The organism is Fundidesulfovibrio sp., assembly GCF_058402725.1.
Genome location: NZ_JBZVFJ010000123.1, coordinates 1 through 11,831 on the forward strand (window position 1 = coordinate 1; position 11,831 = coordinate 11,831).

At 68.9% G+C, this 11,831-nt stretch carries 12 protein-coding genes; 9 read left to right on the forward strand and 3 right to left on the reverse strand.

Going from position 1 to position 11,831, the window contains the following annotated elements; all coding sequences use genetic code 11:
- The coding region (locus ACV4UX_RS14455) for an alginate O-acetyltransferase AlgX-related protein (RefSeq protein WP_491593982.1) at nucleotides 1-885 on the forward strand (885 nt) is incomplete at its 5' end.
- Nucleotides 886-894: 9 nt separating this feature from the next.
- Nucleotides 895-2,151 carry an HD domain-containing protein gene (locus tag ACV4UX_RS14460; RefSeq protein ID WP_491593983.1) on the forward strand — a complete coding sequence of 419 codons (1,257 nt, stop codon included), beginning with the start codon at nucleotides 895-897 and terminating at the stop codon, nucleotides 2,149-2,151.
- Nucleotides 2,152-2,225: 74 nt separating this feature from the next.
- On the opposite strand, the gene ACV4UX_RS14465 is transcribed toward ACV4UX_RS14460, so the two are convergent.
- Together ACV4UX_RS14465 and ACV4UX_RS14470 are read right to left on the reverse strand one after the other, a co-directional pair.
- Nucleotides 2,226-3,074, reverse strand: a complete 849-nt coding sequence (locus ACV4UX_RS14465; RefSeq protein ID WP_491593984.1) for an HDOD domain-containing protein — start codon at nucleotides 3,072-3,074, stop codon at nucleotides 2,226-2,228.
- Nucleotides 3,071-3,544: a chemotaxis protein CheD gene (locus tag ACV4UX_RS14470; RefSeq protein ID WP_491593985.1), complete on the reverse strand. Its 474-nt coding sequence runs from the start codon at nucleotides 3,542-3,544 to the stop codon at nucleotides 3,071-3,073. Before ACV4UX_RS14470 ends, ACV4UX_RS14465 begins: the two co-directional genes overlap by 4 nt.
- 95 nt (nucleotides 3,545-3,639) lie before the next feature.
- On the opposite strand from ACV4UX_RS14470, the gene ACV4UX_RS14475 reads away from it, so the two are divergent.
- Nucleotides 3,640-4,116: a CBS domain-containing protein gene (locus tag ACV4UX_RS14475; protein ID WP_491593986.1), complete on the forward strand. Its 477-nt coding sequence runs from the start codon at nucleotides 3,640-3,642 to the stop codon at nucleotides 4,114-4,116.
- A gap of 154 nt (nucleotides 4,117-4,270) precedes the next feature.
- On the opposite strand, the gene ACV4UX_RS14480 is transcribed toward ACV4UX_RS14475, so the two are convergent.
- Nucleotides 4,271-5,287 (reverse strand): HD-GYP domain-containing protein, encoded by a 1,017-nt coding sequence (locus ACV4UX_RS14480; RefSeq protein WP_491593987.1) that lies wholly within the window; start codon nucleotides 5,285-5,287, stop codon nucleotides 4,271-4,273.
- Between the two features lie 315 nt (nucleotides 5,288-5,602).
- On the opposite strand from ACV4UX_RS14480, the gene mraZ reads away from it, so the two are divergent.
- The 6 genes from mraZ to ACV4UX_RS14510 form a co-directional block, all read left to right on the forward strand.
- Nucleotides 5,603-6,058, forward strand: coding sequence for a division/cell wall cluster transcriptional repressor MraZ (gene mraZ / locus ACV4UX_RS14485; RefSeq protein ID WP_491593988.1), 456 nt, complete (start codon nucleotides 5,603-5,605; stop codon nucleotides 6,056-6,058).
- A gap of 9 nt (nucleotides 6,059-6,067) precedes the next feature.
- A complete protein-coding gene (gene rsmH / locus ACV4UX_RS14490) occupies nucleotides 6,068-7,075 on the forward strand; it encodes a 16S rRNA (cytosine(1402)-N(4))-methyltransferase RsmH (protein WP_491593989.1) in 1,008 nt (335 codons plus the stop codon).
- The gene (locus ACV4UX_RS14495; protein ID WP_491593990.1) at nucleotides 7,072-7,524 is read left to right on the forward strand and encodes a hypothetical protein; all 453 of its coding nucleotides are present in this window, start codon (nucleotides 7,072-7,074) and stop codon (nucleotides 7,522-7,524) included. The genes rsmH and ACV4UX_RS14495 overlap by 4 nt, the downstream gene beginning before the upstream one ends.
- Nucleotides 7,521-9,503, forward strand: a complete 1,983-nt coding sequence (locus tag ACV4UX_RS14500; protein ID WP_491593991.1) for a penicillin-binding transpeptidase domain-containing protein — start codon at nucleotides 7,521-7,523, stop codon at nucleotides 9,501-9,503. Before ACV4UX_RS14495 ends, ACV4UX_RS14500 begins: the two co-directional genes overlap by 4 nt.
- Nucleotides 9,504-9,517: 14 nt before the next feature.
- Entirely contained in the window at nucleotides 9,518-10,960 is a 1,443-nt protein-coding gene (locus ACV4UX_RS14505) for a UDP-N-acetylmuramoyl-L-alanyl-D-glutamate--2,6-diaminopimelate ligase (protein ID WP_491593992.1), read from the forward strand.
- A partial coding sequence (locus ACV4UX_RS14510) for a UDP-N-acetylmuramoyl-tripeptide--D-alanyl-D-alanine ligase (RefSeq protein ID WP_491593993.1) occupies nucleotides 10,957-11,831 on the forward strand: 875 nt, incomplete at its 3' end. The genes ACV4UX_RS14505 and ACV4UX_RS14510, both read left to right, overlap by 4 nt.

Consider the following 11,831-nt stretch of genomic DNA (forward strand, 5'->3'; position numbering starts at 1 on the left):
CTGGAGTGGGACGCCGCAGTGGTCCAGGTGTTTGCTGGCAACGACTTTCTGGACGTGGCCGGCAGGCCCCTGGACAGGGCCGCCCAGGAGCGGACCGTCCGCTCGTCCTGCGAGCGGGGCCTGGCCCGGGGCTACGCATCCACCGTCCCCCGCGCCTATGCTTTCCGCTTCATGGACTATCTCCGGGCGCACTGGCTCCAGTTCCGGCACGGCCTTCGCCAGACGGGCCTGTCTCTGGGCGCGCACACGGCCTGGGCGTCCTCCGGCGAAACCCCCTACAGGCAATACCTTGCGCTTTCCGGGGAGCGGCTCCTGGAGAAGGCGCGCCAATCCCTGCTCGCCTACGACCCGAGCTGGCAGTTGGACAACCGCGCGGGCCTGGACTGGATGAGCGCCCTCCTGGGCGTGCTGGGGCGCGCCCGGGCCGGGGGGAAGGAGGTGCTGGTCCTGCTGAGCCCTCCCGAAGCCGCCCTGTCCGGGGAACTGCGGGCGCGGGCCTGCGAGGGGCGCGCGCCCGGGTGTTTCCTGCCGGGCCTGCCCGCCGCCCTGGCCGGACGCCTGGCACAACGCGCCGGACTGCCCGGGGATCTGGTGCTGGACGTGTCCGCTTGCATGGGCCGGGCCATGGAGCAGGGGGCGCATCTCTACCTCCCCGACGACATCCACTGGACGGTGGAGGGCAACGACCTTGCTGCCCGCGTCCTGGCGGCCCGGGTGCTCCCCGGGTGGTTCGGGATCGCGTCCGCGCGGGTCGAGGTCCCCTGCGGGGCCGATTCGGGGGGGGCGCCTCCCGACGCCGCCGCCCAGGCGGAAGCGGTGCGGCTGGAGCGGGCGGTGGACCCCATGGCCAGTTCTCCCCTTGAGCTTTGCCCACGGGGGGGCTAGGGTCTGAACATGTCCAGCGTGCGCAAAAGCCTCCTCCAGCTCGTGTTCTCGGGCTCTTCCATGAAACGCTGGAACGACAAGCTCCGCCCGGCCGAGCTCATGGAAGTGGACAAGCAGGCCCACAAGATGATGGTGGCCTGGGTGCTCTTTCTGCTCAACACCCGGAGCATGGACCCGCAGGAGCGCATCCTCCTGGGCGCGCGCATCGTGGAGGGCGGCATCTTCGATTACCTCTACCGCCTGGTGATCACCGACATCAAGCCGCCCATCTTCTACAAGATCAAAGAGAACCCCGCCCACTACCGCCAGCTCACCGACTGGGTGCTCGTGGAGCTGGAGCCCCGCGTGCGTCCCCTGGGCGAGCCCTTCTGGGATCGCCTCCAGGCCAGCCTGCGCGCCCCCGGCGAGGAGAGCCTGGACAGGCGCATCCTGGCCGCGGCCCACCTCTACGCCTCGGGATGGGAGTTCAACCTCATCAAGTCCATGAACCCCCACGACACGGAGCTCATGGACATCGAGGACTCCTTCCGCAAGGGCCTGGAGCGCCACAAGGACCTCGATGGCGTGGACCAGCTCATCGAGGGCCTCTTCGGCGGCGGACGCACGCCCATCGGGCACTTCGCCCAGGTGTGCGGGCAGCTCCGCTTCCAGAAGCGCTGGTCCCAGACGCCGCGCATCCCCGAGACGAGCGTGCTGGGGCACCTGTTCATCGTGGCCTGCTACGCGTGGTTCTTCTCGCTCTCGGTGGGGGCCTGCAAGGCCAGGGCGCAGAACAACTTTTTCGGCGGGCTCTTCCACGACCTGCCGGAGCTGCTCACCCGGGACATCATCTCTCCGGTGAAGCAGTCCGTGGAGCCCATCGGGGCGCTCATCAAGGAGTACGAGGAGCGCGAACTGGAGCGGGTGATCCTTTCGCCCCTGCGCCGGGGCGGCTGCGGCGAACTGGTGGAGCGGCTTTCCTTCTTCCTGGGGCTGGCCATCGGCTCGGAGTTCGCCGACTGCGCCCTGCTGGACGGGGCCGTGCGGCGCGTCACCCCGGCGACGCTCCACGCCGAATGCAACGAGGACCGCTTCGACCCAAAGGACGGAGAGCTCCTGAAGGTCTGCGACTCCCTGGCCGCCTACCTGGAAGCCTACACCGCCCTGCGCAACGGCATCGCCTCGGACCAGCTCCAGCAGGGCATCTGGCGCATCCGGGGCAAGTACGCCTCCACGGTGCTCTTCGACACCGTGCACGTGGGCGCGCTCCTGGCCGACTTCGACTGATCCCTTCCGGGACGCCCGCCATCCCGCCTTGCCGGGGGGCGACGGGCCGTCGCACCCGTCTGCGCCGTGCTCCGCTACACGCTGGAGAGGATCTCCTCGATCTCCGCCAGGGCCTCCAGGAGCTTCTCCATCGTCCGGGCCATGGCCAGGGGGGTCACGTTCAGCCGCTCGAAACTTTTCTGGCAGACCATGTAGTTGAGCCCGTCCAGGCCCTGGCCGATGCCGGCCATGGTGGTCAGCACGAAGCCCACGTGCACCAGGTCCAGGGCCTGGTCCGATGCGGGGGCGCTGCACGGGTCCAGGTGCCAGCGCACGCACTCCACGATGGCTGCGGGCAGGCTCCAGCGCCTGAGAAGCTCCGCGCCCAGCTCCGCGTGGTCGATGCCCAGCACCTGGCGCTCGGCCTGCTCGAAGGGCACGTGCTCCCGTGCGGCCATGGCCAGGATGGGGGCGGCGTCCACTTCCAGGAAGCCGCCCAGCACCTTTTTGCCGATGTTGCACAAAAGCCCGGAGGTGAAGGTGTGGTCCGGGGCGCGCAGGTCCAGTTCGGCGGCCAGGAGTTCGGCGGCCACGCCCACGGCGATGGCCTGGCGCAAGAGTTCGCCCTCTTCCAGGCCGTAGCCGACCACTGCGGAGCGGGCGTTGGGGGCCACGCCGGAGGCGATCACCAGCTGCACCACGCGGCGCGTGCCCAGGCGGAAGAGGGCGTCGCGCACGGTGCTCACCTGGACGCCCCCGCCGAAGAAGCTGGAGTTGGCCATGCGCAGGACGTTCACGGTGAGGCCCGGATCGTACTCGATGAGCTTGGCCAGTTCGTTGAGGTCGGCGTCGGGGCGCGAGAGGTAGTTCATCACGCGCACCACCGGCGCGGGCATCTGGGGCAGGTTCATGGCCTGGGCGACGATCTGCTCGCGCATGCTCATAAGAGCCACTCCTTGCCTTGGGAGGTGATGGTCACCTGGCCGGTTTCCATGGAGAGGAACATGGTCCTGGGGATGGAGCCGCCCACGTCCCTGGCGGCGAGCTTGACGCCGTTCTTGGCGAAGAGGGCTTCGAGCATGGCCAGGTTCTGGGAGCCGGTGTCGAACTGGTTCTGGATGCCCAGCATCCGGGCGCAGCCGGCGGCCCGGAACACGAGGCCCTCCCTGGTGCAGCCCTTGGAGAGCATCTTGCGGATCATGGCCGGAACGCCCACGTTCACATACATGTTGGGGTTCTTCACGTCCGGTCCCGTGGCCTTGGGGAGGAGGCAGTGGATCAGTCCGCCCACGCGGGCTCCCGCGTCCCAGGCCGCCAGGCCCAGGCAGGAGCCCAGGGAGTGCGTCACCAGGATCTCGGAGGCCCTGGTGGAAATCTTCATGTCGGAAATGCCGACGACGATGCGCTTGAGCACGGTGAAGCCTCGCGGGGGGCCTTTTCAAGTCAGGCCCATCCATATAAGAATACGGGAAAACGGGCGGCCGGTAAAGGGTCGCGGGGGAGTAAAGCATGCTGCTGAGAGACAGGGCCTGGGACGTGATGCGTACCGACATGGTGACGGCGAAGGACGGCGACAGCCTGCGCGAGGTGGCCGTGGCCCTGCGCTCCGCCATGAAGGAGCAGCCCGACAGGGCCTGCGCGGTGATCCTCTCCGAGGAGGGCGGATTTCGCGGCGTGATCACGGCCTGGTGGCTGCTGCTCTACCTGGAGCAGTGCGCCCTGGAGGACTCGCTGAAGCTCAAGGAGGGCACGGCCTTCGAGAGCAAGTTCCGCACGACCTGCCGCAAGTGCTACGCCCGCGTGGCGGGGGACGTGGTGGAGCGCGACGTGCCCGTGGTGAAGCCGCAGGACCCCCTGCTCACGGTGCTGGAGGCCATGCTCACCTCCCGGCGGCGCTGGGCCGTGGTGATGGAGGGCGGCAAGGTGCTGGGCGTGATCGCCGCCGAGGACCTCTTCCTCCAGATGCGCTGGGAAGAGATGGAGTAGGCCGGACGGCTTCTTCGCTTCCGCTCCGGGCGGCGGCCGGAGCCGACGCGTTGTCCGCCTGCGGGCCGCGCCGGATCATGCCCGGGCGGCTCCGGCCCGGGCCGGAAGCGGACATCCCCCCCCTCACCCCGGACGGCGCGGCCCGGGGCGCGCCCTACATCTGCCGGGTGTTCATCAGGTACTGGACGAGCTGTTTGGAATAGCGGGGGTCGTACTTGGGGTCCGCGCCCAGGGAGCCCGCCGCGGCCTTGGGGGTCATGGCCTTGGCGTAGGGGCGCTCCGTGATCATGGCGCAGTAGGAGTCCACCACGGCGCAGAGCAGGCCCATGTCGGAGATGTCGGCCCCCGAGATCTTGCGGGGGTAGCCGCTTCCGCCCACGCGCTCGTGGTGTTCCAGCACGCACTGCTCCACTTCGGGGAACTTGAGGTCCAGCTTGGCCAGCATCTCCGCGCCGATCAGCGGGTGCTTCAGGAGTTTCTGGCGTTCCTCGGAGGAGAGGGTCTGGGTCTTGTCGCGCAGGAAGGCCGGGATTTTCGACATGCCCACGTCGTGCAGGAAGAGCCCCAGGCAGACGCGGTCGAAGCTCTGGCGGCTTTTGGGGCCTTGGCGGAACTCCTCGGGCAGGGTCTGAAGGTATACCTGCATGCCCACCAGCCCGCAGTTCACCGAATGGCAGGCCAGGGAGTGCCTGGGGTGCACGCGCCGCGAGAGGGCCTTGCCCCGGTTGAAGTCCTGCCAGAGGTATTCGGTGAGCACCAAGAGATCGGTCTGGAGCTTGTCGGCCACGGCCTTCACGGGCTGGTCGAGGAATTCCTCCATGCGCCGGGTCAGGGCGGTCTGGAAGATGTCGGCGGTCTCGGACTCGGTGAGGTGGCGGTCCATGAGCACAAGGTCCAGCTGGAAGGAGATGTGCTTCACATAGACCGGGTGGTCTGCGCGCGAGACGAAGATCAGGCCGTCCTGCACCAGGGTCTCCAACTCCTCGCCTTGCTCCTTGGAGAGCCGCTCGCCCACGCGGTAGTAGGGGAGCAGACGCACAACGTCTTCCTTGAGCTTGAAGATGTTCAGGGGCGGTCTGAACTTGTTGAAGCTGAGGAGGATGTCGGGGCTGATCTGGTAGTATTCCTCTTCCAGATCCTCGATGGATTCAAGCTGGCGCTTCACGCTCATGATCCGTAGGGGGTTGAGGACTCGCCGCGCAAAAAAACCCCGGCTTCGAGCGAACGTTATCCGCACTGCGTCCCTCTGACAAGGGGCGGCGCGATTTTTTCCCGTGATCTCGCGTCGGAAAGACTCCCGGCCGGTGTCCGGCTACCACCGGAACCCCGGGAACCCCCTCTGACGATTCGTTTCTTCCCACCTGCTCCCACATTTTTTCTCCTAAGGATTCGAGCGGTTCCCCTTTCCTCTTGACATTGGAGTGGGATTGTTCGAGAGGCTGTGGGAAACAGTGGTAAGAAGTGGTGAGTTGTGTGAGGTCGAGTCATGTTCCGAGGACACAGTGAGCGAAACCTCGACCCCAAGGGTCGCCTCATGCTCCCCCCGGAGTTCCGGGAGGAGGTGCTCGCGTCGTCTCCGGAAGGCAAGCTCATGCTCACCAACTTCGACGGCTGCGTGGTGGGCTACCCCATGCCCGAGTGGGAGCGCATCGAAAAGAGCTTTCAGGGCATCAACGTGCTGGACAAGCGCATCCGCAACCTCCAGCGCTTCCTCATCTCGGGGGCCGTGGAAGTGGTGCTGGACAAGCAGGGCCGCATCCTCGTCCCGCCCTACCTGCGCAGCTACGCCAAGCTCGACAAGGACTGCGTTCTGGCGGGCGTGGCCACCAAGTTCGAGCTCTGGGACAAGGAAACCTTCGAGGCTCGCCGCCGCGAAACCGAGGAAACCTTCGACGCCGACATGGCCGACCTGGCCGCGTCCGGCTTCGAGCTAAGGCTCTAGGGGGCCGACGTGCGTTTCGATCCGCGCCACCTCCCGGTCCTGCACGGGGAAGTGTGCGACATGTTGGGCGTCCGGCCCGGCATGCGCGTGCTCGACGCCACCCTGGGCCTGGGCGGCCACAGCCGCGCCATGCTGGAGAAGGCCGGGGGCGACCTGGAGATCCTGGGCCTGGACCGCGACCCCACCGCCGTGGAGCGCGCCCTGGCCAACCTGGCGGACTTTCCCGGCAGGGTGCAGGCCCGGCGCATGCGCTTCTCGGAGTTTCCCGCCGCCCTGCAAGAGCTGGGCTGGGACACCGTGGACGCCGCACTGGCCGACGTGGGCGTCTCCTCGCCCCAGCTCGACGAGGCCGAGCGCGGGTTCAGCTTTCTGGCCGACGGGCCGCTGGACATGCGCATGAGCGTGGCCGACGGCCTGGAGCCGGCGGCCAACATCGTGAACAACTGGAGCTTCGAGCGCCTGCGCGACGTCATCCGCGACTACGGCGAGGAGCCGCAGGCCGGACGCATCGCCCGGGCCATCACCCGCGAGCGCGAGACGAAGCCCTTCGAGTCGACCCTGGAACTGGCCCGCGTCGTGGAGCGGGCCTATCCGCCTAAGTGGCGGGCCACCGCGCGCAACCACCCCGCCACCAGGACCTTCCAGGCCCTGCGCATGGCGGTGAACGAGGAACTGCAAGAGCTCGAGGACTTTCTGGAAAGGATCGTGGACCATCTCTCCCCCGGCGGCCGCGTGGCCGTCATCTCCTTCCACTCCCTGGAAGACCGCCTGGTGAAGACGGCCTTCCGGCGCGAGGCTTCCGGGTGCCTGTGCCCGCCCCGGCAGCCGTTCTGCACCTGCGGGCACGTCCCACGGCTGCGCATCCTGACCAAGAAGCCCCTGGGCCCTTCCGAGGCCGAGGCCTCCGCCAACCCCCGCGCGCGCAGCGCCAAGCTGCGCGTGGCCCAGCGCCTGGCCCCCGAGGGCGCGCCCCTCGAAGGCTTCGGCCCGGACGGCGCCGAGGAGAACAACCCGTGAAGGGCGTGAGCAAGGAATGGGCGCTCTCGCTGGGGTTTTCACTGTTCACCCTGCTGTCGCTGGGCCTGGGCCTCACCTGGGTGAACATCGAGCGCGTGGACATGGCCTACGGGCTCAAGCGCCTCCAGACCGAGATCGACTCCCAGGAGGCCCTCATCTCCAAGCTGGAGGTGGAGCGCAACACCCTGCTCACCCCCGAGCGCCTGCGCGTGCTGGCCGGTCAGTACGGGCTCTCCCAGGCACGGCCCGGGCAGATCAGGCGGCTTTCGGCCTCGGGCGAGGAGCTGCCCTCCCCGGTGATCAAGGCCGCGCCAATCCAGGAAAAGCCGAAAAAGGAGAAGGCCCCGGAGCAGGAGCAGAAGTCGCGCAAGAAGAGCGAGGCCGGCAAGAAGAAGAAACCTGAAAAGGTGGCCGAAGAGGCCCCCAGGGCCGGGAAGAATCCGTCATGAGCCGGGGACAGAAACAGATCAGGGACTACAGCCGCATCCGCCTCATCGTGGTGTGCGGCGTCTTCTTCCTGTTCTGGGCCAGCCTCTGGGTCCGGGCGGCGCACCTCCAGATCGTGCAGGGGCCGCGCCTGGCCGAGCAGGCCCTCAAGCAGCACCTCGCCCTGGAGACCGACCGCGGGCGGCGCGGAGCCATCGTGGACCGCAACGGACAGCTCCTGGCCAAGTCGGTGGAGTTCGCCTCGGTCTACGCCAACCCCAGGGACGTGAAGAACCCCGACGAGGCGGCACTGGCCCTCTCCAAGGTGCTGGGCGAACCCCTGAAGGACATCTCCCGCAAGCTTCACGGCCGGGGCAGCTTCGCATACCTGGACCGCCGCGTGAACGACCGCGTGGCCGCCCAGGCGCGCGCCCTGAACATCCCCGGCGTCCACGTGGCCCCGGAGTTCGGGCGCTCCTACCCCAACAAGCACATGGCCGGACAGCTCCTGGGCTTCGTGGGCTACGACGACCAGGGCCTGGAAGGCCTGGAGAAACACTTCGAGACGCACCTGGCCGGCAAGAAGGCCAAGTACGTGGTGCAGCGCGACGCCTCTGGCCGCAGGCTCTACCTGGACGCACAGGGCCGCGAGATGGCCAACGCCGACGGCGCGGAAGTCCGCCTGAGCATCGACTCCCAGATCCAGTTCTTCGCGGAAGAGGCCCTGGCCAAGGCCGTCACCGAAAACCGGGGCAAGGCGGGCATCTGCATCGTGGTGCACGTCAAGAGCGCCGAAATTCTGGCCTGGGCCAACTACCCCTTCTTCAACCCCAACGGCGGCGACAACCCCGACCCCAAGGCCGGACGCAACCGTCTGGCCCTGGACGTGCTGGAACCGGGCTCCACCATGAAGCCCATCCTCATCGCCGCCGCGCTCCAGGAGAAGGTGATCCGCCCCGAGACGCAGTACAACTGCGAGAAGGGCCAGTGGAATTTCTTCAACATCGCCACCATCCGCGACACCCACCCCTACGACGTGATCAGCGTGGACAAGATCCTGCGCTGGTCCTCCAACATCGGGGCCGCCAAGATCGGCCTGGACCTGGGCGCGCACAAGCTCCACACCTACTTCGACCGCGTGGGCTTCGGCCAGCCCACCGGGCTGCCCCTGCCCGGCGAGGCCAAGGGCCTCATGCGGCCCGTCTCGGCCTGGAGCAAGCTCGATCTGGCCACCTGCTCCTTCGGGCAGGGCATCGGCGTCACCCCCGTGCAGCTGGCCCAGGCTTTCCACGTCATCGCCAACAACGGCGTGAAGAAGCCCCTGCGCCTCGTGCTCGATCCGCCCCAGGACAGCTCCTTCTGGCCCGAGACCCGCGTTTTCGATCCCCATGTGGCCAAGACCGTGCAGCTCATGATGCGCGACGTGGTGGAGGCCGAAAAGGGCACGGGCGTCAAGGCGCACATCGACGGGCTCGAGCTGGGCGGCAAGACCGGCACAGCCCAGAAAGCCCGGGCCCGGGGCGGTTACGGCGACAAGTACCTGGCCAACTTCGTGGGCTTCGTCCCGGCCGTGGACCCGGAATACATGGTGCTGGTGATGGTTGACGAGCCCGAGCCCAACCACTACGGCGGCGTGGTCGCCGCGCCCGCCATGCGCGAGGTGGCCCTGAAAAGCCTCTCCTACCTGGGACGGCTCCCCGAATCCGTGAAGATGCAGCAGGCCGACAAGGCCCCGGCCCCGCCCACCGTGCGCGCTTCCGACGTGGCCGAAGCCCTGGGCGTGGCCTTCCCGCCCATGAACATCGCCGTCGACGGCGCGGAAGTGCCCAACCTCGTGGGCATGCCCCTGCGCAAGGCCGCGGAGATCCTGGCCGGGAAGGGCGTGGTGCCCACTCTCAAGGGCTCTGGGCTCGTGGTGGGCAAGCAGAATCCGGCCCCCGGCGCGCATTGGGACGCCGTGAACAAGGAACCCTTCACCATCTGGCTGGCCAAGGCCTCCTGATCCCGGACACCGCCATGGAACAGAACCTCCACTTCGACGAACTCCTGCGGCTTGCCGCCACGGGCCTGGACGTGCAGGCGGATTCCCGCCGCGTCACCCCGGGCGGCGTGTTCGTGGCCGTGCGGGGCGTCTCGGTGGACGGCGAGTCCTTCATCCCCATGGCCCTGGAGCGCGGCGCCGCCTGGGTGGTGGCCTCGCCCCGGGCCACGCTCCCGGCGGGCAGTTCCGCCAGGCTGGCGATCGTGGACGACGTGCCCCGCGCCCTGGGCCTTCTGGCCGCCGCGCGCCACGGCACGGACAAACTCCCCTTCCGGCTTGCGGGCGTCACCGGCACCAACGGCAAGACCACCGTCACCTATCTGGTGGAGCATCTGCTGGCCCGCGCCGGGCTCAAGGCCGGGGTGCTGGGAACCGTGGAATACCGCTGGCCCGGCCACACGCAAGTCGCCAGCCACACCACGCCCGACTGCCTGACGCTCCACGCCCTCCTGGCGGAGATGGCCAGGGCCGGGGTCGAGGGGGCGGCCATGGAGGTCTCCAGCCACGCCCTGGACCAGGGCCGCGTGGAGGGCCTCGCCTTCGACGCCGCCGCCCTGACCAACGTCACCCAGGACCACCTGGACTACCACCGCGACATGGAGTCCTACTTCCAGGCCAAGCGCCGCCTTTTCACCCGCTCCCTGCGCGACCCCTCCGGCGCGGTCCTGAATCTGGACGACGCCTGCGGGCGCAGGCTGGCCGGGGAGTTTCCCCGGGGCCTGGGCTTCACGCTCACGGGTCAGGCAGCGGCCGGGCGCGTGCTTTCGGGCCAGGTGCTGCGCTCCTCGGGCGAGGGACTTGAGCTGTCCATGGAGTTGGAGGGCCGTCGTTGGAGCTTCGCCTCGCCGCTCATCGGGGCCTTCAACGCCTCCAACCTGCTTGCCGCCCAGGCCCTGGGCCTCTGCCTGGGGCTGCCCGACGGGGCCATGGCCGGGCTGGCCGACTGCAACGGCGCGCCGGGACGCCTGGAGCGCGTGCCCAACGCCCGGGGCGTGCACGTCTTCGTGGACTACGCCCACACCCCCGACGCCCTGGAGAACGTGCTCACGGCCCTGAAGGCCCTGGATTTCACCCGCGTGGTGGCCCTCTTCGGCTGCGGCGGCAACCGCGACCGCTCCAAGCGCCCGCTCATGGCTCAGGCCGTGGCCCGCCACGCCGACGTGGCCGTGCTCACCTCCGACAACCCCCGCCACGAAGACCCCCTGGCCATCATCGAGGACGCCCGCCCCGGCCTGGCCGGAGCCGCCCGGGTGATCGTGGAGCCCGACCGCCGCAAGGCCATCGCCCTGGCCCTGGAGGCCGCAGGGAAGGGCGGCGCGGCGCTCCTGGCGGGCAAGGGGCACGAGCCCTACCAGCAGATCGGGGACAAGAAGCTTCCCTTCAGCGACGCCCTCGTGGCCGGGGAGCTCCTGGCATGAGGATGAGCGTTGCCGAGATCATGGCCGCCTGCCAGGCCACGGGCGACATCCGCCCCTTCGCGGACGTCCTGGTGGAAACCGCCACCCAGGACAGCCGCGCGGCCGGGCCGGGCGCGCTCTTCTGCTGCCTGCCCGGCAGCCGCGCCGACGGGCACGAGTTCGCCGTCCGGGCAGTGGAGCAGGGCGCTTCGGCCGTGCTGGCCGCGCGGGAACTGCCGGAGCTTTCCGGGAAGTCCCCCGTGCTGGTGGTGGAGGACGTGCAGCGCGCCCTGGGCCTGCTGGCCCGGCACTGGCGCAGGCGCGTGCGCCCGGTGGTGGCCGCGCTCTCGGGTTCGGCGGGCAAGACCACGGCCAAGGAGATGCTGGCCTCCATCGCGGACGTGATGGGGCCTTCCGTCAAGAATCCCGGGAACTACAACAACCAGTTGGGCCTGCCGCTCTCCATGCTGGCCGCCGGCGAGGAGCACCGCACCTGGGTGCTGGAGCTGGGCATCAGCCGCGTGGGCGACATGGAGGAGCTGGCCGGTATCTGCGAACCGGACCTGGCCGTGGTGCACAACATCGGTCCCGCCCACCTGGAGGGCCTGGGCGACCTGCGCGGCGTGGCCCGCGCCAAGGCCGCGCTCCTGGGCTTCGTGGGCGAGGCGGGCACGGCCCTGGCCAACAGCGACTACCCGGAGTTGTGGGAAGAGGCCCGCAAGGCCAACCCCCGCGTGAAGGCCCTGTCCACACGCGACGCCTCGGCCCCGTACTACTGCGCCTACAAGGGCTGCTCCGCCGAGGGGCTGGGCGTCTACTCCCTGAAGCTTGAAGGCGAGCATCTGGAGGCGACCCTCTCCTGCCAGGGCGCGCACCTGGCCGAGAACGTCCT

Excerpts from the sequence above, each read along its gene's own strand:
- mraZ (WP_491593988.1), top strand. The coding sequence starts at position 5,603 with ATGTTCCGAGGACACAGTGAGCGAAACCTCGACCCCAAGGGTCGCCTC.
- ACV4UX_RS14465 (WP_491593984.1), bottom strand. The coding sequence starts at position 3,074 with ATGAGCATGCGCGAGCAGATCGTCGCCCAGGCCATGAACCTGCCCCAG.
- ACV4UX_RS14480 (WP_491593987.1), bottom strand. The coding sequence starts at position 5,287 with ATGAGCGTGAAGCGCCAGCTTGAATCCATCGAGGATCTGGAAGAGGAA.
- ACV4UX_RS14500 (WP_491593991.1), top strand. The coding sequence starts at position 7,521 with ATGAGCCGGGGACAGAAACAGATCAGGGACTACAGCCGCATCCGCCTC.
- ACV4UX_RS14475 (WP_491593986.1), top strand. The coding sequence starts at position 3,640 with ATGCTGCTGAGAGACAGGGCCTGGGACGTGATGCGTACCGACATGGTG.
- ACV4UX_RS14460 (WP_491593983.1), top strand. The coding sequence starts at position 895 with ATGTCCAGCGTGCGCAAAAGCCTCCTCCAGCTCGTGTTCTCGGGCTCT.
- ACV4UX_RS14505 (WP_491593992.1), top strand. The coding sequence starts at position 9,518 with ATGGAACAGAACCTCCACTTCGACGAACTCCTGCGGCTTGCCGCCACG.